General features: G+C 37.9%; 26 protein-coding genes. 22 read left to right on the top strand and 4 right to left on the bottom strand.

Annotation, left to right across the window (positions count from 1 at the left end; translation table 11 throughout):
* The first annotated feature begins 66 nt into the window (after positions 1–66).
* The 4 genes from MHB74_RS25610 to MHB74_RS25595 all read left to right on the top strand — a co-directional run bounded on the left by MHB74_RS25610 (position 67) and on the right by MHB74_RS25595 (position 5,301).
* On the top strand, positions 67–1,503 hold the full coding sequence (locus tag MHB74_RS25610) for a S41 family peptidase (RefSeq protein WP_081110349.1): 1,437 nt from the start codon (positions 67–69) through the stop codon (positions 1,501–1,503).
* A gap of 260 nt (positions 1,504–1,763) precedes the next feature.
* Positions 1,764–2,948, top strand: coding sequence for a PDZ domain-containing protein (locus MHB74_RS25605; protein WP_132133416.1), 1,185 nt, complete (start codon positions 1,764–1,766; stop codon positions 2,946–2,948).
* Between the two features lie 258 nt (positions 2,949–3,206).
* The gene (locus tag MHB74_RS25600) at positions 3,207–4,922 is read left to right on the top strand and encodes an ABC transporter ATP-binding protein (protein WP_061679322.1); all 1,716 of its coding nucleotides are present in this window, start codon (positions 3,207–3,209) and stop codon (positions 4,920–4,922) included.
* A gap of 67 nt (positions 4,923–4,989) precedes the next feature.
* A complete protein-coding gene (locus MHB74_RS25595) occupies positions 4,990–5,301 on the top strand; it encodes a heavy metal-binding domain-containing protein (protein ID WP_000637523.1) in 312 nt (103 codons plus the stop codon).
* A gap of 100 nt (positions 5,302–5,401) precedes the next feature.
* On the opposite strand, the gene abc-f is transcribed toward MHB74_RS25595, so the two are convergent.
* From abc-f to MHB74_RS25575, 4 genes are all read right to left on the bottom strand, one after another.
* Positions 5,402–7,036 (bottom strand): ribosomal protection-like ABC-F family protein, encoded by a 1,635-nt coding sequence (gene abc-f / locus MHB74_RS25590; RefSeq protein ID WP_061679321.1) that lies wholly within the window; start codon positions 7,034–7,036, stop codon positions 5,402–5,404.
* 265 nt (positions 7,037–7,301) lie between these two features.
* Entirely contained in the window at positions 7,302–7,847 is a 546-nt protein-coding gene (locus MHB74_RS25585; RefSeq protein ID WP_061679320.1) for a flavodoxin family protein, read from the bottom strand.
* A gap of 4 nt (positions 7,848–7,851) precedes the next feature.
* Positions 7,852–8,220, bottom strand: coding sequence for a MerR family transcriptional regulator (locus MHB74_RS25580; protein ID WP_001219207.1), 369 nt, complete (start codon positions 8,218–8,220; stop codon positions 7,852–7,854).
* A gap of 51 nt (positions 8,221–8,271) precedes the next feature.
* Complete coding sequence (locus MHB74_RS25575) at positions 8,272–9,165, bottom strand: LysR family transcriptional regulator (protein WP_061679319.1); 894 nt, start codon at positions 9,163–9,165, stop codon at positions 8,272–8,274.
* Between the two features lie 152 nt (positions 9,166–9,317).
* Between MHB74_RS25575 and MHB74_RS25570 the strand changes: the two genes are divergently transcribed.
* The 18 genes from MHB74_RS25570 to MHB74_RS25485 all read left to right on the top strand — a co-directional run bounded on the left by MHB74_RS25570 (position 9,318) and on the right by MHB74_RS25485 (position 24,880).
* Positions 9,318–10,340, top strand: coding sequence for a YeiH family protein (locus MHB74_RS25570; RefSeq protein ID WP_061679318.1), 1,023 nt, complete (start codon positions 9,318–9,320; stop codon positions 10,338–10,340).
* A 235-nt stretch (positions 10,341–10,575) separates the two neighbouring features.
* Positions 10,576–10,773 (top strand): helix-turn-helix transcriptional regulator, encoded by a 198-nt coding sequence (locus tag MHB74_RS25565; RefSeq protein WP_061679317.1) that lies wholly within the window; start codon positions 10,576–10,578, stop codon positions 10,771–10,773.
* 11 nt (positions 10,774–10,784) lie between these two features.
* Positions 10,785–11,174 (top strand): hypothetical protein, encoded by a 390-nt coding sequence (locus MHB74_RS25560; RefSeq protein WP_061679316.1) that lies wholly within the window; start codon positions 10,785–10,787, stop codon positions 11,172–11,174.
* Between the two features lie 18 nt (positions 11,175–11,192).
* A complete protein-coding gene (locus MHB74_RS25555) occupies positions 11,193–11,414 on the top strand; it encodes a hypothetical protein (RefSeq protein ID WP_029440982.1) in 222 nt (73 codons plus the stop codon).
* Positions 11,411–11,803 (top strand): hypothetical protein, encoded by a 393-nt coding sequence (locus MHB74_RS25550; RefSeq protein ID WP_061679315.1) that lies wholly within the window; start codon positions 11,411–11,413, stop codon positions 11,801–11,803. Before MHB74_RS25555 ends, MHB74_RS25550 begins: the two co-directional genes overlap by 4 nt.
* A gap of 17 nt (positions 11,804–11,820) precedes the next feature.
* Positions 11,821–12,048 carry a hypothetical protein gene (locus tag MHB74_RS25545; RefSeq protein ID WP_000524124.1) on the top strand — a complete coding sequence of 76 codons (228 nt, stop codon included), beginning with the start codon at positions 11,821–11,823 and terminating at the stop codon, positions 12,046–12,048.
* A 100-nt stretch (positions 12,049–12,148) separates the two neighbouring features.
* On the top strand, positions 12,149–12,910 hold the full coding sequence (locus MHB74_RS25540) for a MerR family transcriptional regulator (protein ID WP_061679314.1): 762 nt from the start codon (positions 12,149–12,151) through the stop codon (positions 12,908–12,910).
* A complete protein-coding gene (locus MHB74_RS25535) occupies positions 12,907–13,527 on the top strand; it encodes a hypothetical protein (protein WP_061679313.1) in 621 nt (206 codons plus the stop codon). Before MHB74_RS25540 ends, MHB74_RS25535 begins: the two co-directional genes overlap by 4 nt.
* Before the next feature lie 45 nt (positions 13,528–13,572).
* Positions 13,573–14,004, top strand: a complete 432-nt coding sequence (locus MHB74_RS25530; protein WP_061679312.1) for a DUF4362 domain-containing protein — start codon at positions 13,573–13,575, stop codon at positions 14,002–14,004.
* Positions 14,005–14,155: 151 nt separating this feature from the next.
* Entirely contained in the window at positions 14,156–16,132 is a 1,977-nt protein-coding gene (gene uvrB, locus MHB74_RS25525; protein ID WP_061679311.1) for an excinuclease ABC subunit B, read from the top strand.
* Between the two features lie 11 nt (positions 16,133–16,143).
* Positions 16,144–19,014, top strand: a complete 2,871-nt coding sequence (gene uvrA / locus MHB74_RS25520) for an excinuclease ABC subunit UvrA (RefSeq protein WP_061679310.1) — start codon at positions 16,144–16,146, stop codon at positions 19,012–19,014.
* Positions 19,015–19,073: 59 nt separating this feature from the next.
* Positions 19,074–19,523 (top strand): DUF4275 family protein, encoded by a 450-nt coding sequence (locus MHB74_RS25515; RefSeq protein ID WP_061679309.1) that lies wholly within the window; start codon positions 19,074–19,076, stop codon positions 19,521–19,523.
* Between the two features lie 114 nt (positions 19,524–19,637).
* On the top strand, positions 19,638–20,018 hold the full coding sequence (locus MHB74_RS25510) for a phage holin family protein (protein ID WP_001267308.1): 381 nt from the start codon (positions 19,638–19,640) through the stop codon (positions 20,016–20,018).
* A 156-nt stretch (positions 20,019–20,174) separates the two neighbouring features.
* A complete protein-coding gene (gene hprK, locus MHB74_RS25505) occupies positions 20,175–21,104 on the top strand; it encodes an HPr(Ser) kinase/phosphatase (RefSeq protein WP_061679308.1) in 930 nt (309 codons plus the stop codon).
* A gap of 24 nt (positions 21,105–21,128) precedes the next feature.
* The gene (lgt, locus tag MHB74_RS25500) at positions 21,129–21,941 is read left to right on the top strand and encodes a prolipoprotein diacylglyceryl transferase (protein ID WP_061679307.1); all 813 of its coding nucleotides are present in this window, start codon (positions 21,129–21,131) and stop codon (positions 21,939–21,941) included.
* Between the two features lie 67 nt (positions 21,942–22,008).
* A complete protein-coding gene (gene ppaX / locus MHB74_RS25495; RefSeq protein ID WP_061679306.1) occupies positions 22,009–22,659 on the top strand; it encodes a pyrophosphatase PpaX in 651 nt (216 codons plus the stop codon).
* A gap of 57 nt (positions 22,660–22,716) precedes the next feature.
* Positions 22,717–23,223: an acyltransferase gene (locus MHB74_RS25490; RefSeq protein WP_061679305.1), complete on the top strand. Its 507-nt coding sequence runs from the start codon at positions 22,717–22,719 to the stop codon at positions 23,221–23,223.
* Positions 23,224–23,368: 145 nt separating this feature from the next.
* Positions 23,369–24,880: a tetratricopeptide repeat protein gene (locus MHB74_RS25485; protein ID WP_061679304.1), complete on the top strand. Its 1,512-nt coding sequence runs from the start codon at positions 23,369–23,371 to the stop codon at positions 24,878–24,880.
* Positions 24,881–24,897: the final 17 nt, after the last annotated feature.

Genomic DNA, 24,897 nt, shown 5'->3' with positions numbered 1-24,897 from the left:
GGCATCACACACTGTGTGATGCCTTTTGCTACACCACCTGTGTGTTTTGGAAAGGGGAATTCCGCATTGAAACGTAGAGTTGCAATTATTGGAATGGTTGTTGCATTTTTAATTGGTGCTGGCGGAATGTTTGCAGGTATGTCTTTATTTGGGGTTAACCCAGCAGAAGTAACGCAAACAATTTCGAGTGGAAACGCTAGCACCGCGCAAGGGAATTTGGCAAAAATTAATGAGGCGTATGCACTAATTGATTCACGTTATGTGGAAGACGTGAAGGATGACAAGTTAGTCGAAGGTGCAATACAAGGTATGTTGTCTACGCTGAAGGACCCTTATTCCACGTATATGGATAAAGAAACGGCTAAACAGTTTAGTGAATCACTTGATCCTGAGCTAGAGGGGATTGGGGCTGAGGTGAACAAAACGGACGGTAAGCTTATTATCGTATCTCCAATTAAAGGCTCACCGGCAGAAAAGATTGGAATTAAACCGAATGACCAAATTTTATCTGTAGATGGAAATAGTGTGAAAGATTTATCACGTGAAGAAGCAGTATTAAAGATTCGTGGTAAAAAAGGTACGACTGTCGCGATTGAAATTAAGCGTGCAGGAGTAGCTGATCCGATTGTATTTAAAATTAAGCGTGAAAAAATTCCAATCTTCACAGTGTTTAGTTCTGTGAAACAAGAGAGTGGAAAAGATATCGGTTATATGCAAATCACTTCTTTTGCTGAAAATACGGCGAAAGAATTTAAGGATCAGTTAAAAGAGTTAGAGAAGAAAAATATCAAAGGCTTAGTTATTGACGTGCGTGGTAATCCTGGTGGCTACTTAAATAGTGTAGAAGAGATACTAGGGGAAATTATGACGGATAAAAAGCCGATGCTACAAGTAGAGCAACGAAATGGTGAGAAAAAGAAATTCTCTACGGAACTGAAAGAGAAAAAGCCATATCCAATTTCAGTATTAATTGATAACGGAAGTGCTTCTGCCTCAGAGATTTTAGCGGGTGCGCTAAAAGAGGGAGAAGGTTACGATTTAGTTGGTGAAAAAACGTTTGGTAAAGGCACTGTTCAGCAAGCTGTTCCATTTAAAGATGGTAGCAACATTAAATTAACGATGTTTAAATGGTTAACACCGGATGGAAACTGGATTCATAAAAAAGGAATCGCGCCAACAGTAGAAGTGAAGCAACCAGATTATTATCATGCTACACCAATTCAAATTGAAAAAACACTTTCATACAATTCAAATGATGTGCAAGTAAAACACGCGCAAGAAATGCTTAAGAGCCTAGGATATGTACCGGGACGTGAAGATGGATACTTTAGTAAAGAGACAGAATCAGGGCTGAAAGCATTCCAAAATGCGAATGAGATGGAAGCGACAGGACAGCTGGATAAAAAGACAGCTGAGGCGATTCAAACTAAAATTATTGAAAAAATCCGTTCTGGAGAAAATGATTTACAATTACAATCGGCATTAAAATTAATAGCGAAATAAAGTGAAACTTTAATCAGCGGGGGGTTCTTCATCCCCCACTGATTATTAGTTGAACCAATCGGACTTTTATGGGCAGCCCGACCCCTACCAAAATTCTTTGCTTTCGCTGAATTTTGAGGTGGGGGTCTTACTGCCCATTAAAGTGGGGTAAAGTGAAATACAGGCAGTTTGTTGCCTGTATTTTTTTGTGTTAAACAAACGTTTGTCCAGTTATGATAATATAAAAAGAAAGAATGATATAAATGGTGGTGAATGGGTTCGTGGAGGCATGGATTTTTGAAATAATGCGGGCAGTTGGACGTTTTTTCTTACACCCTGCTGTCTATGTATTTTTAATAAGTAGTATCTTCGTTGGATACTTACGTATGTTACGTGAACGAAAGGATTTTTCCTTTAAAGTTTATGATATTTGGTTTGAACTGCGAACATCTCTATTTGCAGGAGTTAAATACGGATTAATCGTATCTATTATTACGATTGGACTTGGACTTGTTGTTTCTAAAGCAAGCTTATGGGTCATCTTATTATGGACGTTTCTATTTGGATTAACTGCTATGTATCGATATTTATCAGTAGCTTATACGTTTAGTATCGCGATTGTATGCGTTCTATTATCTTCTAAGCTACCAGTTTCCTTCTTACAGCTTGGAGAGGGTGAAGAGAATACGATTGTATCTCTTGCTATTTTACTAGGCGTCATGCTCGTTGTAGAGGGTTTGTTGGTTTCTAAAAATGCAGTAGGATATTCGACGCCGAAGATTAGGAAGGGTAAGCGCGGATTAAAGATTGGTTTACACGAATCAAAGCGTTTATGGATCGTTCCTATTTTTATTCTTGTACCAGGTGACGCGGTAACACAATTTATTTCATGGTGGCCTGTCGTTTCAATAGGTTCAGATACATATTCTCTATTCCTCGTTCCATTTTTAATTGGATTTATGAGAAGGATTAGAAGTTATGAGCCAACGGAAGCTTTATTATTTACAGGAAGACGTGTGTACGGATTAGCAGGACTTGTGCTTGTTTTAGGAATCGCAAGTTATTGGTGGCATGTACTTGCGATTATCGCGATGGGAGTTGCGATGCTTGGACGTTTCACGATTTCCATGCAAGAAAAAATTGCCGATGAGACAAGACCGGCGTATTTCGCTGCACGTAATGATGGACTTGTTGTATTAGATACAATTCCGAATACAATTGGGGCAGAGCTGAATTTGCTGCCTGGAGAAGTGATTACGAAAGTAAATGGAGTCATTCCAAGAAGTGCTGAGGAATTTTATGATGCGCTTCAAACGAAGACGACAGGAGCATTTTGTAAGTTAGAAGTATTAGATACAAATGGAGAGCTTCGCCTTGCTCAAACGGCATTATACGCCGGAGGACATCATGAATTAGGTGTTGTGTTTGTTCAGCAGGAGCACGAATGGGATTCAGAAGCGATGTAATAGAAGTGGGGTATCACCTTGTGGTGATATCCTTTTTTGTTGTTGGGCGGGCGGAGTTAGTAGTAACTGAAATTTATATCGGCGCAACTGAAAATATATCAGCGATTATTCCAATATATCGACTTTCCGGCAAAAAACGACAACTATCGCAAACCTTATTTTGAATTTTGAAGTTTCATAGACGAATAACTTGAATAATTATTTGATAATGGTTATCATTTAGAGAGTCTTTTTAATTTTGGAAAATGGAGGGGAAATATGCTACGTAAATTTTTTTCTTACTATAAACCGTATAAAGGTTTATTTATACTCGACTTTTCTTGCGCGGTTGTCGCAGGGTTACTAGAACTTGGCTTCCCACTTATCGTAAATCAATTTATTGATAAGTTATTACCAGGACAAAACTGGACGCTTATTTTATGGGCTTGTTTCGGTTTACTTGCAGTGTATATATTAAATGCAGGCTTACAATATGTCGTTACATACTGGGGACATATGCTTGGGGTTAACATTGAAACGGATATGAGGCAGAAATTATTTGATCACATTCAAAAGCTATCATTCAGATTTTTTGACAATAATAAAACAGGTCATTTAATTTCACGCCTTACAAACGACTTAATGGAAATTGGAGAAATTGCTCACCACGGGCCAGAAGATTTATTTATCGCTGTTATGACTTTAGTTGGGGCATTCTCATTTATGATGATGATCAACTGGAAGTTAGCGTTATTAACGTTCTTCGTTATTCCATTCTTATTATGGTTAGCGCTTTACTTCAATAAAAAAATGACAGGTACGTTTAGACGTTTATTCTCAGATGTTGCTGATTTCAATGCATGTATTGAGAACAATGTTGGTGGTATCCGCGTTGTACAAGCATTCGGAAATGAAAAGTTTGAGAAAGAGCAATTTGCTGTAAATAACGCTCGTTTCCGTACAACCAAATTAATGGCGTATAAAATTATGGCGTTAAATTCGTCAATTAGTTATATGCTCATGCGTCTCGTAACGCTTTTCGTCTTAATATGCGGTACATGGTTTGTTCTGCAAGGTGAATTAACGTACGGTGGATTTATCGGATTCGTTCTATTAACGAATATTTTCTTCCGCCCAATTGAAAAAATTAATGCAGTAATCGAAAGCTATCCGAAAGGGATTGCTGGTTTTAAGAGATATGTAGAGCTTCTTGAAACAGAGCCAGACATTGTAGACTCTAAAGATGCGATGGAAGTGAAACATGTACATGGTGATATTCAATATAGCAACATTACATTCGGATATGAAAACAAAGAACCGATTTTAAATGATATTAGCTTGAAAATACATGCAGGTGAAACAGTTGCGTTCGTTGGACCATCAGGAGCTGGAAAAACAACGTTATGTAGTTTACTCCCACGTTTTTATGAACAATCGTCTGGGTCAATCCAAATTGATGGTATTGATACGAAAGATATGACGTTATCTTCACTTCGTAAGCAAATTGGAATTGTGCAGCAAGATGTGTTTTTATTCTCAGGAACGATTCGTGAAAATATTGCTTACGGAAATTTAAAGGCGTCAGAATCTGAAATTTGGCAGGCGGTAAAACGTGCGCAGTTAGAAGACTTAATTTACTCACAACCAGACGGCTTAGATACTGTTATCGGTGAGCGCGGCGTGAAACTTTCAGGAGGACAGAAGCAGCGTCTAGCGATTGCTCGTATGTTCTTGAAAAACCCGCCAATTTTAATATTGGATGAAGCAACTTCTGCACTAGATACAGAGACGGAACTAGCAATTCAAAAATCACTTGCTGAACTATCTGTCGGTCGTACAACATTAGTTATCGCTCATAGACTTGCAACGATTAAAAATGCAGATCGTATCGTCGTTGTAAATAAAGATGGTATTGCAGAACAAGGTTCACATGAAGAATTAATTGAGCAAGGCGGAGGATACAGTAGGTTATACGAAGCTCAGTTTAGTTCGTAAATATAATTTGTACTGAATTAGCACATCATATAAGTAGATGAACATCTTATATGGGAGGCTATAAAGTATGATTGTAACAACAACGTCTACAATTCAAGGGAAAGAAATTATTGAGTATATCGATATCGTCAATGGAGAAGCGATTATGGGCGCGAATATCGTTCGTGACCTTTTCGCCTCTGTTCGTGACGTTGTCGGCGGTCGTGCAGGTGCTTATGAAAGTAAATTAAAAGAAGCACGCGACATTGCAATGGAAGAGATGAAAACTTTCGCAAGACAAAAAAATGCGAATGCAATTGTTGGTATCGACGTGGATTACGAAGTAGTTCGCGAGGGGATGCTAATGGTTGCAGTGAGCGGAACTGCTGTCCGTATTTAAAGTAAAAAGCCGTGCTGATGCACGGCTTTTTTGTTATCATGTCGAAGTTCAAATATTTCTTGGGAAATGCGGAAGGCCTTGTCGATATATAGGGAAGACATTAGAGCGCTTCTTTACATTTTCGTATTTGAACTAATAATGTTTCGTATTCTTGTTCGAGAGACGTGATGTCATCGTGATGATTTGGTATGGAAATTCGGCTGATGATTTCTGTTAGTTTTGTTTGTAATCGTAATAATTCTTGTTCAGTAACGTTTACAGAATCCCCAGTCGTTCTTTTGGTGTATTGCTCGTAATTACCGTGGAATACTCTAGGTTCACTCTCATCTACTTGTAGAATATGGTCGGCAACAGAGCGAATAAAGGCACGGTCATGGCTAATGAAAAGTATTGTGCCAGGGTATTCTTGTAACATGCTTTCTAATTCTTCTTGCGTCGCTAAGTCTAAATAGTTTGTCGGTTCATCGAGTAGGAGCATATTATAGTTTCCTAAAAATACTTTTGCGAGCGCAACCTTCATTCGTTCGCCGCCACTTAAGACATGCACAGGTTTATGAACATCTTCACGACGGAATAGAAGCCGGGCGAGTATTGTTCGAACGAATGCTTCTGTATAGTTGGTTTCTTCTAGAACGTTCTCTAAAATGGTTTTATCTGTTTTTAAAATGGATAGTGTTTGTTCAAAGTATCCAATTTTGCAACTCTTCGAAAGCTGAATGCCACGCTCGTTTGAGAGAAGCATGTTGAACACAGTTGTTTTGCCGCTTCCGTTTGCACCTAAAATAGCAAGTTTTGCACTAGGGGCAATAGTTCCATTCATATTTTTAAATAGTGTGCGGTCGCCTATTTTCTTTGTTGCTTTATTGAACTGTACTGCCACTTTACTATGAATGGGTGTATGGTATTGCACGTCAAACTGAGCCTGAGAAAGATCTTTTGGTTTTTCTTTCTTTTCTAGTTTTTCGAGACGTGTTTCTAATGCTTTTGCTGCTTTGCTAACCTGTTCTTGCCCATGAGCCCCGCTTAACTTATAAAGTTTAGATTCAGATGAACTGAACCGAGTTGGTATTTTTGTCATGCTAGAAGCACGTTGCTTTTTTTGTGAAATTGATTGCTCTAAACGATTTTTTTCTTGTATATATTGCTCATATTCTGCTTGTTTTTGTATTCGTTCACGTTCTTTTTGCTTTCGATAGTTGGAATAGTTTCCTTTATACTCTTGAATCATGCCGTCTTCAATTTCAATGATTTTTGTACATATATTATCTAGAAATTCACGATCATGCGATATTAAAACAAGAGCCCCTTTATAAGATAAAAGTGCTTTTTCTAATTGCTCTGTACCGACCATATCTAAGTGGCTTGTTGGTTCATCAGCGAATAAAATGCCTGCATCTTGTTCGAGAGCATGGGCGATCTTTAGCCGCATTCGTTCACCACCGCTCATTGCATCTGTAATATTTGAAATACTCCATTTTCCCTTTGCGAGAGAAGAAGCGGTTTCCGGTAATTCCTCGCTAAGCTGAGGAATGATGCTGATAGAACTATGATGAGTTACTATGCCAGTGTCAGCTTCTATTTCTTTACTTAATATTTGTAATAACGTAGATTTACCAGCACCGTTGACCCCGACAATTCCTATGCGATCCTGCGCTTGAATTTCTAGTGACGGTAACGTAAATAGTGTGCGATCACCAAAGCTCTTTTCAATATTGAGTGCGAATAAAATAGTCATAAAAAAACTCCCTAGTTTCACTAGAGAGGATAAACGTCGCCCTTGCATGTAAAAATCGTACATAAATAAACGATTTTTTTACATGATCGTTTCGAAAGAAAGTATCGACAAATGGACAGACTAATCCCCTGCTAGTTTTCATCATTTTTTGTTCACTATTTGTGATGGATGAAATAAATAAGAGAATTAGAACTTCATTGGTCAAAGTACCTTCCTTTCATAATGTTACTTTTATTGTATGCGTATACAAAATGGTTTGTCAAAGTTATTTTTGCTTGTGATTTTTGAATTCGTTATTATACAGTTGTGCCTTTGCTAGTGCTTCAGCATCATTTTTAATTTCGTCCAATCCATTCGCATCCCCAATAACATACCCTTCAAATGATGAACCAACAAAATCAAAGATGTATTGGAACTGAGCGATAAGCGGTAATGCTTTCAGCTTTGGATTGTCTCCGCCAACGATGACAACGTACATTTTTTTGTCTTTCATTTTTTCTTTGAAATGAAGGGATGTATCACGCAAACTTTGTGACCAACGATCGACGAAGTTTTTCATATGACCGCTCATTCCATACCAGTATAGCGGTGTAGCAAAGATAATTGTGTCGTGCTCTAGCATGCGTTCAATTAAATGTTGATAGTCATCGTTTACAGACTGGAATCCTTTTGCATCATGACGTTGGTCTGTAATAGGATGGACTGTACGGTCTCGCAAGTAAATTTGTTCTGTTTCGATTCCATCGATCATCGTATGTGTTAAAGCTTCTGTATTTCCGTTTTGTCTTGAACTGCCATGTATAACAAACATGTAATCATTCCTTTTCTTTTGTTTGTTTTAGGAGTGAAACGTGTTTTTGCAAATTCGTTTGAATGCTGGAAAGTAATGAGATTTGTTTCGTTACTTCATTGAGTTTATCTTCATAAAGCGTAAGGATACTGCTGCAAGGATTTTCGTACAGGTGCGGCTCTATTTCGAGGCAGCGCAGCATCCTTTCCGTCTCTTCTAAATTTAAGCCAATTTGTAAGTACATTTGAATAAGCTCCACCTTTTCGATGGCACTTTCATCAAAATCACGGTAGCCATTTGCGAGGCGCTTAGAAGGGAGTAATCCCTTTTCTTCATAATGTCTTAGTGATCTTTCGCTAACCCCGGTTTCTTTTGATAACTCTCCAATTCGCAATGTGTTTCACTCCTTTTACATGTATTGTAAACCTTCACACTAATGTGAAGGTCAACCCTGTTTTTTCGCAAAGGAATCTACATGATTTAAAAACACTTGAATAGCTTTAGATGGAATAAAATATTTGCCGCGCACGATGGAGAATGGACGGATGAGTTGTTCATTTGGAACTTCAACGTGGAATAGCTCTTTTGCCAGTAACTCTTTCCGTACGGTCCAATCAGAAAGGATAGCGATGCCAAGTCCGGCACTAACAGCTTCCTTCACGCTTTGGATACTACTGAATGTAAAGAAGCGCTTCAGTTTTAAATGGTGTTGATGAATAAAGCGGTCACTATAAGCGCGTGTACCAGAACCACTTTCTCTTAATACCCATACTTGATCTTGGAGTGTGCTTTCATTTATTTCCTTTGTGTGGAGTAGTGGATGATTTGGCGGGACGACGAGCTTCATTTCATCTTGCATAAACGTTTCAACGTCAACATCGGCGTATACGACTTGCCCTTCCACCAAGCCGATATCAATTTGATTAGAGCGAAGACTTTGCAAAACATCTTCTGTATTTGAGATAAAAGTATGAACTTCGACGTGTGGATTTTCATTCGCATAGTTAGCCAGTATTTTTGGAAGTAAGTATTCACCAATTGTAAAACTAGCACCGATGCGAAGAGTTCCTGTTACAACGTTATGTAGCTCGTTAATTTCTTGCTTAGCATCTTCATAAAGAGAGAGCATTTGCTTTGCATGGATATATAATATGTTTCCAGCCTCCGTCACTTGAACGTGCTTCGGAGAGCGCTGAATGAGTGTAGTTCCAAATTCGTTTTCTAAGTTGCGTATATGCATACTTACGCCAGGTTGTGAAAGGTTTAATAATTCTGCTGCACGGGAGAAGTGTTTCTGTTCAACGACAGTAACAAATATTTTTAAAATGTCTACGTTCATGTAATGGGCTCCTTTCGTTTTTCTTTCATCTTATCATAAGTATTTGTGATGATAGAGATTCAATATTGATATTAAACTTATTATAGAAACTCTCTTATAATGTAAGTAGAAAGAACATGCATGTTCCAATACGATTATTGGAGTGGTTCAAAATGGAACAAACACTTGTTATACAAAAGAAGAAGGGCTTTGGATTTTCGCAAGGAATTGGGATTACACTATTAATCGCAATTGCTGCGAAATATTTAGCAGAGCTTCCGTTTTTAAATATTATGGGACAATTAGTAATTGCTATTCTAATTGGGATGGTTTGGCGTGCGGCAATTGGAGTCCCGCAAGAAGCGATAGCTGGAACGAACTTTGCGAGTAAGAAGTTACTTCGCTTCGGGATTATCTTACTTGGAATGCGATTAAATCTTGTTGATATTGCGAAGGCAGGGCCGAAAGTATTGGTCATTGCAGCGGTTGTTATTACATTTACGATTTTCGTTGTATATGGACTAACGAAAGTATTTAAAGTAGAGAAGAAGCTAGGGATTTTAACAGCGTGCGGAACTGCAATTTGCGGCGCGGCTGCGGTCGTGGCAATTGCGCCGCAAGTGAAGGCGAAAGATGAGGAAACGGCAGTCGGCGCAGCGATTATTGCAATTTTAGGTACAATATTTACACTTATTTATACGCTATTATACCCAGTGCTCGGCTTCTCACCGTACGGTTACGGTGTATTCTCAGGTGCGACGCTGCACGAAATCGCTCATGTCATCGCAGCTGCGGCGCCAGGAGGAAGTACGGCTGTAGACATCGCAGTTATCGTGAAATTAACGCGCGTAGCAATGCTTGTGCCAGTAGCGATTTTAATTGGATTATGGTTTGGTAAGAGTGAAGGAAGCGAGGAAAAAAAATCGTGGCGCGACCTTCCAATTCCGTGGTTCATCTTCGGATTTTTAGCGATGAGTGCAGTGCATTCGCTCGGGGTTATACCAGAAGTTGTTGCTGGATACATTGTTGTCATTGCTTATATGCTTATTGCAATGGCGATGGCGGGGCTTGGTTTAAATGTAGAGTTTAAAACGTTCCGTAAGTTAGGAAGTAAAGCATTCATGGCGGGGCTGATCGGCTCGGTTTGCCTTTCTATTCTTGGATACGTTCTTGTATATGCGTTAGGATTTATGTAGTAGGAAAAAGCTGCTCCCAAAGGTACTTGGGGCAGCTTTTTCTTATGATTATAGTGCTACGGATGTCGATATATTAAAAAAATTGCCGATAAAAATTGAGTTACGCTTGCTTGTACGTTGTTAGAGAAGATGCTCAGTGAAACGTTTTTCTAAAATTTGTAAAGATATCTTTACTTGTAACTGGAAAATATTTATAATTAAAGTAAAGATATCTTTACTTTCGAAGGTGGAGCTTATGGGTGTGAAAAATACAATAAAAGAGTTAAGAAAGCAACATCATATAACGCAAGTTGAAATGGCAAAGGCGATGCAGGTGACGCGGCAGACAATTGTGGCGATTGAAAACCATCATTATAATCCGAGTCTAGAGTTATCCCTGAAAATTGCCAAATATTTTGGGGTGAAGGTGGAGGAAATATTTACGCTAGAGTAAGGGGAGAAAAAATGAACGATACTAAAAAGTTATTGATCGGTGCGACTTTTGGATTGTTTTTGGGAGACATTGTAGTTCATATTATGAACCCGGCTATACCAATTTTACCGCTCGTAGTGAGTAACGTTTTAGCAATTGTATTTTTGTTAGTGTATGCGTATTACAAAAAGCGTAAGTACAGAAAAGAAGAACTTCCGGATATAGATGAGCGAGTAAATGAAAATATAAAAAAATATGTAAATGTCTCATTTGTATTCGCATTTCTATTGCTTATTGTTTATATTGTTGCGAGTAAAGCGATAGGCAGAGCTGTTATACCAGTGCAAGAAATATTTATGATATGTAGTTCCTTATTTGCGGGTAGTCTCATCATAGGAGTCATGATAGGGAAACGAGCATAGTGATAGGAGGAATGAAAAATGCAAGATGAGTTTGAGAGATTTCAGTCAGATAAAGCGTTTAAATATGTAGGGTTATTTTTTACGATTAGTTTAGCGATATGGAGTTTGTATAATTTAATTGTTGATGGAAATGCTGGTATGCCGTTTGTTTTGTTTGTACTAGGGCAGTGGGTGTATTTTCTTGTGAACTATTGGCCGAAGTGGAAATATAGAAATCAAAAAGAGGTCGATCATGTATGAGTAAACAAGATATTACACGGTTCATAGGAAGTTTATTTTTAGCAGGTCTTATTTTAAATGCGAGTTTAATGATTTTAAGTATTTCGTGGGGAACAATCTTCATATCGAATGTAGCACTAGTCATTTTATATGGCATTGCGGAATATAGAGAACAGAAGCGTTTGAAAGAAGAGGGAGTGCCGTCGATTGATGAGCGAGTCGTGAACAAGATGAAGTCATATTTTACGATTAGTATGACAAGCTTCGTTTTTTTGTTCATTATGTATCTTTGTGTAAATAAGTATTTAGATAGGCAAGTCGTACATGTAAATGAGTTATTATATATTGCTATTTTTGGTTTATTAATAAGTATGGCATCGACGAGTGTGTTAGCAACAAGGAATAGATAGAAAAAAGGGGAACTGGGATGGGATTACCGGTATTGTGTGTCGCTACGGCTATTTTTGCTTTGTTTTGGGGAATGCAGAACTTCTCTCGTAATCCAGTACCAAGTATTTGTATTATGCTTGGTACTGTAGGTTTATCATATTATTTATTAGTTTCAGCTCATTATCATAAAACAGCAACGAGTGTTGTTGTTGGAGCACTTATTTTATTTTGTGGGCGCGCTGTACAAAAAGGATTATTTCCGTAAAAGCTGTTTATACAAAGAGTATAAACAGCTTTTTGTATTTTTTTTACAAAAGTCTTGAAAGTTACGTAACGTCATCTTTTATAATGAAGTGGAAGAGGTGATGGTAGTGATTTCAATACAACAATTGACGAAAGAAACAGGGGTAACAGTACGTACATTACGTTATTATGATCAAATAGATTTATTAAAGCCGAGCGGGAAAACAGAAGGTGGGCATCGTTTATATAGTGAAGCTGATGTAATACGTCTGCAGCAGATTTTATTTTTAAAGGAAATGGGATTTTCATTAAAAGAGTCTGCGAATATGTTAGTAAAAGGTGAGCTTAATTTAAAGGATTCACTTGAAAAACAACTTCGATTTGTACAGGAAGAACAAAAGAAATTCAATCGAATGGAGCGTGTTTTACAAGCTGTTGTTTATTCAGTAGATGTGGAGGGAGAACTTGATTGGAAAGTTATGTTTGAACTGATTCAGCTTTCGAAACAGTCGTCTCGTATACGTGAAATATTTCAAAATGAAGTATTTTCAAAGGAAGAACAAAAATTACTTCATAATTTGCCAAATATGAGTGAAGAAGATCCGAATGTTTTAGAGTGGGTAGATTTATTAAAGCAGTTTCGCACTTTTATGAAAGATGGTAAAGAAACTGCAAGTGATGAGGTACAAGGGGCAACGAAGAGGTTAATGCAGAAGTGTTTAGAAATGGCTAATGGTGATGAGGCGTTTTTAGATAAGTTATGGGAAGTTAGAAAGTCGAAGGAAGATTCACAGAAAATGAGCATGTATCCAATTGAAGAAGAACTTTTATTGTATATGGATGAAGCTTTTCGTATATATGATGAAAAGGAGAGGGATAAATGAGTATACTCGCAGAATATCGTTGGTATTTTTTAATTGGGGCAGAAATTGTATTTTGGTTATCGGCTATCGGTTTCTTTTTACTTCGTTACGGATTCCGTTTGAAGAAGGCGAGCTTTATTATGGGGATTGTACTACTCCTAAATGAAGTGTTCATTTTAACCTTAGGAGTAGTGGATTATTATCAAACAGGGAAGTTCTCTAACTTTCAGATCATTACTGTAATCATTTTATTTTATGCAGTTTTCTACGGAAAAAAGGATTTGAAGAAGCTTGATATATTTGCGCAAAAGCTAGTTGCGAAATGGCGGAATGAACCAGCGCCAATTATGGAAGAACACGTAGAATTAACAGGTATGGCTTATGCGAAGCAGGAAATAAAAAATTGGGTATTACATCTTGTTTTATTCGTTGTTGTGCATATTTTCTTTTTCTTTCTGTACGGTTTTGTCCCGTTTGAACAGTGGCATAATTGGTTAGAAACGGGGATTGTTTTAAATGAAAAAGCAAGTCGTGTTAGCCAAGTTTGGGCGATTATACTTTTAGTGGATACAGTTATTTCATTTTCATATGTTCTTTTCCCGAAGAAGGAAAAAGGAAAAGAGAAGCTACTTTCGTAGAGGAAAGTAGCTTTTGCAGTATACAAATGATTTTTATAGGAGCGGATGACAATAGGAAAAAGAAGTGGTTTTATATGCCTACTTCTCTTTAGTTTAGTAGCATGCTCACAACCTAACATTACAATTGATAAGAAGAATGATGTCATTGTAAAGGCAGCAGGAATTTCTAATCTAGATAAATTTGAAAAGTTTGTTTTGAATGTAGAACAAGGGGAAGTTGATAAAATAAGAATTGTACATTATACACATGAAGGTGATCCGATTTTTCAAACGTTAGAGTATAGTGGAACAGAAATAATTCATATGTTAGATAATAGGAAAGATCGATTTGCTGGTAATCATACAGATATAGATGAAGATAGCTGTAAAAGGATTGTTAAAGAGCAGCGTGAATTACAAACGGCTTATAGGTTAATAGACTGTGTGAATGAAAATGGGCGCAATGGATATGATTTATTATATGTACCTGAAAAATAGAGTTAGTAGAGGAAGGAAGTTTTGACTCCTTCCTTTTTCTATGTATATATTGTCGAAAATTTTACCGAATATCTGTTCGTTTTTTTAGGTTTTTTATGGGCGTTCGTGGTAAAATAATAATACAGATTTTTATGAGGAGGTCGGATTATACTTGGAACATCAATTTGAAATTATTTCAGCGTATTCCCCGCAAGGTGATCAGCCGGTAGCTATAGAGAAGCTTGTAGAGGGAATTAATAGTGGAAAGAAAAAGCAAGTGTTGCTTGGAGCGACAGGAACGGGTAAGACATTTACGATTTCAAATGTCATTAAAGAAGTGCAGAAGCCAACACTTGTCATGGCTCATAATAAAACGTTAGCAGGACAGTTATATAGTGAGCTGAAAGATTTCTTTCCGAATAATGCAGTTGAATATTTTGTTAGTTATTACGATTATTATCAGCCAGAAGCGTATGTACCGCAAACAGATACGTTCATTGAAAAAGATGCGCAGATTAATGATGAAATTGATAAATTGCGTCACTCAGCAACATCTGCACTATTTGAACGGGATGATGTAATTATTGTTGCGAGTGTTTCGTGTATATATGGTTTAGGTTCCCCAGAAGAATACCGTGAGTTAGTTGTTTCACTTCGAGTTGGTATGGAAAAGGACCGCAATCAATTGCTTCGTGAGCTTGTTGATGTGCAGTATGGACGTAATGACATTGATTTCAAGCGTGGTACATTCCGTGTGCGCGGAGATGTAGTTGAAATCTTCCCAGCATCACTTGATGAGCATTGTATTCGAATTGAGTTTTTCGGCGATGAAATTGATCGCATTCGCGAAGTAAATGCGTTAACAGGTGAAGTATTAGCAGAACGTGATCATGTAGCAATCTTCCCAGCATCTCACTTCGTGACACGTGAGGAAAAAATGAAGGTCGCTATTGAAAATATCGAAAAAGAATTAGAAGAGCGTTTAAAGGAATTAAATGATAATGGCAAGTTGCTAGAAGCGCAGCGTATAGAGCAACGTACACGTTATGATTTAGAAATGATGCGCGAGATGGGATTTTGTTCAGGGATTGAAAACTATTCCCGTCATTTAACACTTCGTCCAGCGGGTGCAACGCCGTATACGTTATTAGACTATTTCCCAGAAGATTTCTTAATCGTTATGGATGAGTCACACGTATCCGTGCCACAAGTAAGAGCGATGTATAACGGGGACCAAGCACGTAAGCAAGTACTTGTGGATCATGGATTCCGTTTGCCATCAGCTTTAGATAATAGACCGCTTACGTTTGATGAGTTTGAAGAGAAAACGAATCAAGTTATTTACGTTTCGGCAACGCCAGGACCGTACGAGTTAGAGCAGTCACCAGAAGTAATAGAACAAATTATTCGTCCAACAGGACTTTTAGATCCACCAATTGATATACGACCAATTGAAGGACAAATTGATGATTTATTAGGAGAAATTCAAGATCGCATTGCAAAAAATGAACGTGTATTAATTACGACTTTAACGAAGAAGATGTCAGAGGATTTAACGGATTACTTAAAAGATGTAGGAATTAAAGTGAACTATCTTCACTCTGAAATTAAAACGTTAGAACGTATTGAAATTATTCGTGACCTTCGCCTTGGTAAGTTTGATGTACTTGTTGGTATTAACTTATTACGAGAAGGATTAGATATTCCAGAAGTATCACTTGTAGCTATTTTAGATGCTGATAAGGAAGGATTCTTGCGTTCAGAGCGTTCATTAATTCAAACAATTGGTCGTGCGGCACGTAATGAAAACGGCCGCGTAATTATGTACGCAGATCGTATAACAAGGTCGATGGGAATTGCGATTGAAGAAACGCAGCGTCGTCGTACGATACAAGAAGCTTACAATAAAGAGCATGGTATTACGCCGAAAACGATTCAAAAAGGCGTGCGTGATGTTATCCGTGCAACGACAGCTGCTGAAGAACCGGAAACATATGAAGCAGCGCCAGCTAAGAAGATGACGAAAAAAGAGCGTGAAAAAACAATTGCGAAGATGGAAGCAGAGATGAAAGAAGCAGCAAAAGCGTTAGATTTCGAGCGTGCAGCTGAATTAAGAGATTTACTATTAGAATTAAAAGCGGAAGGGTGAACAGAGTGAGCATGAGCAAGGATTTTATTGTTGTAAAAGGTGCTAGAGCACATAACTTAAAAAATATTGATGTAACCATTCCGAGAAATCAGCTTGTTGTTGTGACGGGATTGTCTGGTTCAGGGAAATCATCATTAGCATTTGATACGATTTATGCAGAAGGGCAACGCAGATACGTAGAATCGTTATCTGCGTATGCGCGCCAGTTTTTAGGACAAATGGATAAGCCGGATGTAGATACGATTGAAGGATTGTCACCAGCGATTTCAATCGATCAAAAAACAACGAGTCGTAATCCCCGTTCAACTGTCGGAACGGTAACGGAGATTTATGATTATTTACGTCTACTATTCGCACGAATTGGTACGCCGATTTGTCCGAATCATGGTATTGAAATTACATCACAAACAGTAGAGCAGATGGTAGACCGTGTACTTGAATATCCTGAACGTACGAAATTACAAGTGTTAGCTCCTATCGTTTCTGGGCGTAAAGGTGCACATGTGAAAGTGCTTGAAGACATTAAGAAGCAAGGCTATGTTCGTGTACGTGTTGATGGTGAAATGCTTGATGTATCTGAAGATATTGCGTTAGATAAAAATAAGAAGCATTCTATTGAAGTTGTAATTGATCGTATTGTTGTAAAAGAAGGAATCGCCAGCCGTCTTGCGGATTCTCTTGAAAGTGCATTAAGACTTGGCGGGGGAAGAGTGTTAATTGATGTAATGGGAGAAGAGGAACTTCTATTTAGTGAACATCATGCTTGCCCACATTGTGGTTTTTCAATCGGAGAATTAGAGCCGCGTATGTTCTCATTCAACAGTCCATTCGGGGCATGTCCTTCTTGTGATGGACTTGGTTCAAAGTTAGAGGTAGATTTAGAACTTGTTATTCCGAACTGGGATTTATCATTAAATGAACATGCGATTGCGCCTTGGGAACCGACAAGCTCACAATATTACCCACATCTTTTACAATCTGTATGTAATCATTACGGCGTTGATATGGATATGCCTGTGAAAGATATACCGAAAGATTTATTTGATAAAGTGTTGTACGGAAGCGGAGAAGAGAAAGTTTATTTCCGTTATGTAAATGAATTTGGTCAAGTAAAGGAAAATGAGATTTTATTTGAAGGTGTTATTCCGAATATTGAACGTCGTTATCGTGAAACGAGTTCTGATTATATTCGTGAGCAAATGGAAAAGTATATGGCAGAGCAAGCTTGTCCGAAGTGTAAAGGTGGACGCTTAAAGCCTGAGAGTTTAGCTGTTTTCGTTGGTGATAAAACGATTGCTGACGTAACGAAGTATTCTGTTCAAGAAGTACAGGAATTCTTCTCAAATGTGGAACTAACGGAGAAGCAACAAAAAATTGCTCATTTAATTTTAAGAGAAATTCAGGAGCGCGTTGGATTCTTAGTAAACGTCGGTTTAGACTATTTAACGTTAAGTCGTGCCGCAGGAACTTTATCAGGTGGTGAGGCACAGCGTATTCGTTTAGCGACGCAAATCGGTTCTCGTCTGACTGGCGTACTTTACATTCTTGATGAGCCTTCGATCGGTTTGCACCAGCGTGATAACGATCGTCTTATTCGCACATTGCAAGAAATGCGCGATTTAGGAAATACGTTAATTGTCGTTGAGCATGATGAAGACACGATGATGGCTGCTGATTATTTACTTGATATCGGACCTGGTGCAGGTATTCACGGTGGTCAAGTTGTGTCAGCAGGTACACCAGCTGAAGTGATGCAAGATGATAATTCGCTAACAGGTAAGTATTTAAGTGGTAAAGAGTTTATTCCGGTTCCACTTGAAAGACGTAAAGGTGACGGAAGAAAAGTGGAAATTGTCGGTGCCAAAGAGAATAACTTAAAGAATGCGAAGATGTCATTCCCGCTTGGTACGTTTGTAGCGGTAACCGGTGTATCTGGATCAGGTAAAAGTACGATGATTAATGAGGTACTATATAAATCGTTAGCGCAAAAGCTATATAAAGCGAAAGCGAAGCCAGGTACTCATAAAGAGATTAAAGGTCTTGAGCATTTAGATAAAGTAATCGATATTGATCAATCGCCAATCGGGCGTACACCACGTTCTAATCCAGCGACGTATACAGGTGTATTCGATGATATTCGTGATGTGTTTGCACAAACGAATGAAGCGAAAGTGCGTGGATATCAAAAAGGGCGTTTCAGCTTTAATGTAAAAGGTGGACGTTGTGAAGCGTGCCGTGGTGATGGAATTATTAAAATCGAAATGCACTTCTTACCAGACGTATACGTTCCGTGTGAAGTTTGTCATGGTAAACGTTATAACCGCGAAACGTTAGAAGTGAAGTATAAAGATAAGAACATTTCTGAAGTGTTAGGGATGACAATTGAAGATGGAGTAGAGTTCTTCGCTAATATCCCAAAAATTAAGCGTAAACTTCAAACACTTGTAGACGTTGGACTTGGTTATATGAAATTAGGCCAGCCAGCTACGACGTTATCTGGAGGAGAAGCGCAGCGCGTGAAATTAGCTTCTGAATTACACCGTCGCTCTACAGGGCGTACGTTATATATTTTAGATGAGCCAACGACTGGTTTACATGCACATGATATCGCGCGTCTTCTAGAAGTTCTGCAACGTCTTGTTGAGAGCGGTGAAACCGTACTTGTAATTGAACATAACTTAGATGTAATTAAAACAGCTGATTATATCGTTGACCTTGGACCAGAAGGCGGAGACAAGGGTGGACAAATCGTTGCTTCCGGAACGCCAGAGCAAGTAGTGAAAGAAGAGCGCTCGTATACAGGTAAGTATTTAAAAGAGATTTTAGATCGTGATAAAGCAAGAATGAAAGAGAAAATAAAAGAAGTAGAGTTATCGCAATAAGTGTATTACGAAAAACCGAGTGGCATTTCCACTCGGTTTTTCGTTCATAGGGGGAGAAGATGGAGTTTGCAGATGTTTTAAGAAAGAAAAATATGAAAGTAAGAGAGTTTCAAAGTTGGGGTGTATATTTTCGCAAGCGCTGGGAGGATCATTTTGCAAACCATTTAAGTGATGAGGAAAAAGAAGACATTTTCCTGTATGGAGATAAGTATGGATGTGGGTATCTTTGGCACATATTTAGTTATGAGAAAAAGAAATGTATAGAGGGTGAAGAAGCGGAGAACGCGTTTCATAATGAAGCGAAAAAGGATTGCTATATATTTTATCAACATTGTGATGATGTACTGCTAATAAAAGATGCAAGTTTATTACATATGGATGATATATTGTGTGAGAGGGACGATATGTATAAAGGGGATATCTATGTCGTAGACAAAGCGTTCACTTGGACTTTTGTGAAAACTCATGAACATAGATGGTGTGGCCCTTATTTTATGAGGAAATGTTAGTAGGTATACAAGCATGGTGAATAGAATAAGTTGATATAAGTATTTGTGTGATACTTGCGTTTCTTATCTATTAGCGTATGATGAAATATATATGTCAAAAGGATGTGTAAGAAAATGAGATGGATTGTATCACTTCTTGTAAATAGCGTTGTGTTAATCGCTGTATCGGGACTTTTAAAAGGGATTGCGCCAGACGCGTTTTATGTAGCAAATATACAAACTGCAATTATAGCGAGTATTATCTTGGCCGTTTTAAATGTGTTCGTAAAACCGTTTTTAATTTTAATTACGCTACCGATTACTGTTGTAACTTTCGGGTTCTTCTTAATTGTTATTAATGCGATTACGTTAAAAATAGCAGATTCATTATTAGGAGATGCATTTAATATATCAGGATTCGGTGTAGCGATTGTAGCGGCAATTTGTATTTCAATTTTTAATATGATTATTGAAAAGGCAATTGTGGAACCTTTATATGAAAAAAAGAGAAAATGACAAAAAGAAAAACATTTCATGATGTGTATGAAATGTTTTTTTCTATTTATTAGAAACCGTATTTCTTGTTTCCAGAAAAAAATGGTACAATATCCGGTAGAATGGAATTTTACATCAAATGAGACTGAACCCGCAGCGGAGTGGAGGTTTATACATATGCCGAAAGTAAGGACAAAAGATTTAATTGAACAATTTCAATTGGAGTTAATAAGTGGTGAAGAAGGAATTCATCGTCCGATTGATACAAGTGATTTATCACGACCTGGAATTGAAATGGCAGGGTTTTTTACATATTATCCAGCTGATCGCGTACAGCTTCTTGGTAAAACGGAGCTTACGTTCTTTGACACGTTAACGTCAGAGCAAAAACAAGAGAGAATGAAAGCGCTTTGTACTGAGGAGACGCCATGTATTATTGTAACTCGTAATCAAGATGTACCAGATGAGTTACTACAAGCATCGCGTGAATCAGGTATGCCTTTATTACGTTCTGCTCAAACGACAACAAGATTATCAAGTCGTTTAACAAATTATTTAGAAGGTAAGTTAGCACCGACAACAGCTGTACATGGTGTGTTAGTAGATATTTACGGTGTTGGTGTTTTAATTACAGGTCAAAGTGGTGTCGGTAAAAGTGAGACAGCTCTTGAGCTTGTAAAACGTGGTCACCGCCTTGTTGCGGATGATAGCGTAGAAATTCGCCAAGAAGATGAAGACACATTAGTAGGAAGCTCACCAGATTTAATTGAGCATTTATTAGAAATTCGTGGTCTAGGTATCATTAACGTTATGACGTTATTCGGTGCAGGGGCAGTGCGAAATTATAAGCGTATTACACTTGTTATTAATCTTGAAATTTGGGATCAAAAGAAAAATTATGATCGCTTAGGTCTTGATGAAGAGAAGATGAAGATTATTGATACAGAACTTACGAAGATTACACTTCCAGTTCGTCCTGGTCGAAACTTGGCTGTTATTATTGAAGTAGCAGCGATGAACTTCCGTTTAAAACGTATGGGAGTCAATGCAGCACAACAGTTCTCTGAACGATTAATGAGTGCGATTGAGTTAGGAAATCAGGAGTAAACTTTGGAGAGGGAGGTCATACATATGCTGTTAGGTTCTGTACCACAGCTTGACCGTGTAGCGATCCAACTTGGACCGTTTCCTGTTTATTGGTACGGGATTATTATCGGTACAGGTGTGCTACTAGGTCTTTGGCTAGCAACTCGCGAGGGAGAAAGGCTAGGTATTCCAAAAGATACATTTGTTGACCTTGTATTAATTGCAGTACCGATCGCTATTCTATTTGCGAGAATGTACTACGTTATTTTTGAATGGGAATATTACGCGCAAAACCCGAGTCAAATTATTAATATTCGTCAAGGTGGCTTGGCGATTCATGGTGGTTTAATCGGGGCTGTTATTACAGGGATTCTTTTTGCGAAACGCCGCGGGGTTTCATTCTGGAAGTTGGCTGATATTGCTGCGCCAAGTATTTTACTAGGACAAGCAATTGGCCGATGGGGAAACTTTATGAACCAAGAGGCACATGGTGATGAAGTAACGAGACAGTTTTTAGAGGGTCTTCATTTACCGGATTTCATTATTAATCAAATGTATATTGAAGGTGTGTACTACCACCCAACGTTTTTATATGAATCACTATGGAATTTTGCAGGTGTCATTTTATTACTTGCATTACGAAAAGTGAATTTACGACGCGGGGAATTATTCTTCACATATTTAATTTGGTATTCAGTAGGGCGCTTCTTCGTAGAAGGCTTACGTACAGATAGTTTAATGCTAGGACCACTTCGTATCGCACAAGTAATGTCAATTGGACTTGTTGTTATTTCTATTATTTTCATTATTGTGAGACGAAAAATGGGGCAAGCTGATAAAAGATATTCGAAAAATTAGAGAAAAGTAGCATCTTATTATGAGATGCTGCTTCTTTCATATTCAGGAAAGAGAAGGGACTAAGGCAATGAGAATAAATACAGTGTTATTTGATTTAGATGGAACGTTAATTAATACAAACGAACTTATTATTTCTTCTTTTTTACATACGTTACATACATATTATCCAAATCAATATAAGCGTGAAGATGTATTGCCATTCATTGGTCCATCTTTACATGATACTTTCAGCAAGATTGATGAAAACAAGGTTGAAGAGATGATTACATGTTATCGTCAATTTAACCATGAGCATCACGATGAATTAGTGGAAGAATATGAAACTGTATATGAAACAGTTCAAGAGTTGAAGAAGCAAGGCTATAAAGTTGGTATTGTTACAACGAAAGCGAGACAAACAGTTGAAATGGGATTAAAGCTGTCAAAGCTTGATGAATTTTTTGATGTTGTCGTGACAATTGATGATGTAGAGCATGTGAAACCACATCCAGAGCCACTTCAAAAAGCGCTTGAGTTATTAGATGCGAAACCGGAAGAAGCATTGATGGTTGGTGATAACCACCATGATATTGTTGGCGGGCAAAATGCTGGTACGAAAACGGCTGCTGTTTCATGGACGTTGAAAGGTAGAGCGTATTTAGAGTCTTACAAGCCGGACTTTATGCTAGATAAAATGAGTGATTTGCTACCGATTTTGTCTAATATGAACCGGTCATAAAGGTCCAAGTAAGTTAGTAGGGGCGTATTTCCCTACTTTAGTAGAGGAGCGAGCTAAGTGCGACGGACAACGCGCTATCCTGTTTCGGGAGAGAATTCATTATGGAATGTGTATAAAACAGTGTCCTTTTGGAAGGTAATGAAGAACTTTATTATTATCCAAATTGCGCGTTACACGCCATTTTTATCCGTTAAGAATTGGTTGTACCGCACATTCTTACGGATGAAAGTCGGAAAGAAAACATCATTTGCGCTTATGGTAATGCCGGACATTATGTTCCCAGAAAAGATAACTGTGGGAGAGAATTCGATTGTCGGCTATAACACAACGCTTTTAGCACATGAATATTTAATTCGTGAATATCGACTTGGAGAGATCATCATAGGAAATGAAGTGATGATTGGAGCGAATACGACTATATTACCAGGTGTAAAAATTGGGGATGGCGCGATTATTTCAGCTGGCACACTTGTTCATAGAGATGTCCCAAGTGGTGCTTTCGTGGGTGGAAATCCAATGCGTGTTATTTATACGAAAGAAGAAATGGATGCTAGAGAAGGTTGATAGCAAAAATGTAACATTTCTCTTCTTTTTTAATGAATAAAAAGGAAATAATTGAGTATAATATACTGTTTTGTTTTTTACGGAATCGTTTATACTTATAGATAGAAGAATGTGTGAACGAAGAAAACAAAAAACTGGAGGATATATGGGGAAAAATCAAGGAATATATAAGGAGAACGGACAAGTTATCTCTTTTAATCAATTAGCGGACTTCTTTTATAAAAAAGGGATGAGGGCTTACAAAGGGCAAAAATTGCAAGATGCAATTAAATATTTTCGAAGAGCGGCACAAAGTGAGAAGGAGCCGTTTATTTTATGCCAATTAGCAACAGTATTATCTGAGGCTGGTGAATATCAAGAGTCGAATCAAATCTTCTTTAAGCTTGTTAGATCTAATCCAGAACTTGAACAGTGCTATTATTTTATTGCAAATAATTATGCATATATGGGGCTATTTCAGCAGGCGAAAAAGTATGCGGATCGCTATTTAGAAGTTGCAGAAGAGAAGGAATTTGTAGAAGATACATTAGAATTACTTGAGATTATGGAAGAAGAAGCGATGGGTGCGGAAGAGATTGAGGATGAAGATGATTTAATTGTTATGCAGGAAGAAGCGAATCGTTATATTCGTAACGGACAATTGGAAGAAGCAATTGCTACATTAGAAATTGTTACGAAAGATTATCCGGAATTTTGGTCGGGTCATAATAATTTAGCCATTGCACATTTTCAATCTGGTAATGTAGATAAGGCGCTAAAATTAACGGAAATGATTTTAGAGAAAAATCCTGGTAATATACATGCGCTTTGTAATACGCTTATTTTTCTATATTCAATTGGAGAGCATAAACAAGTAGAAGCGTTAGCTGCTCAGTTAGTTTCGGTATATCCAATTTCGTTCGAGCATCGTTTGAAACTTGGAACGACACTTGCAACAATTGGTCATTTTGAGCCTGCATATAAATGGTTTAAAGTATTAAAGCGTCAAGGATACGAGGGAGACGTTAGTTTTTATTATTGGTTTGCATATTCTGCTTATATGGTGAAAGATCAGCAACTAGCTGAAAAAATGTGGCAACATGTTGTAGAATTGCACCCTGATAAAAAGGGGAAAGAGCCGTGGAATGCGCTGAATTTAGCAGATGAAGGACAAAACGTATTATTTGAAGAATTACGAAAATCATTCCAGCAAAGTGGGACGCTAGAGGAACAAATGCTAGCTTTATATTTAATGAATGAATTGTCCACGCCAGAGAAGGTGGGATTCTTCTTTGATGTAACGCAGGCGAAGAACGGTGTTCCAATCGTATCACAACTTGCAAAGTATTTCTTTTTACTTAATAGCCATAAGAGCATTCCGGCTGATTTACAGCAATTTGAACAGTGTGCGCGAATTGCGGATGCTTTATATAATTATACGAAAAAAGATGATGAATTAATCGAAGAGTGTTTACAATTTTGGTTCTGTACGTTCATACGTTTATATACATCTGGGGCAGTTTTCACAAATGTATACGGATGGTCAGCTGCGATTGAATATATCGTACGCAGCGAACAAGGAAATAAGATGACACAGTCGGAGCTTGGAGATGTATATAATGTATCTGTAGCGACTGTTCGAAAGTATGTGCAGGCTGTTAAGCGTACGCACACATAATGTAAGCAAATCATTGG

Source organism: Bacillus sp. FSL K6-0069 (assembly GCF_038007785.1).
Classification (GTDB): Bacteria; Bacillota; Bacilli; order Bacillales; family Bacillaceae_G; genus Bacillus_A; species Bacillus_A mobilis.
This window is presented reverse-complemented; position numbering and strand designations above follow the sequence as displayed.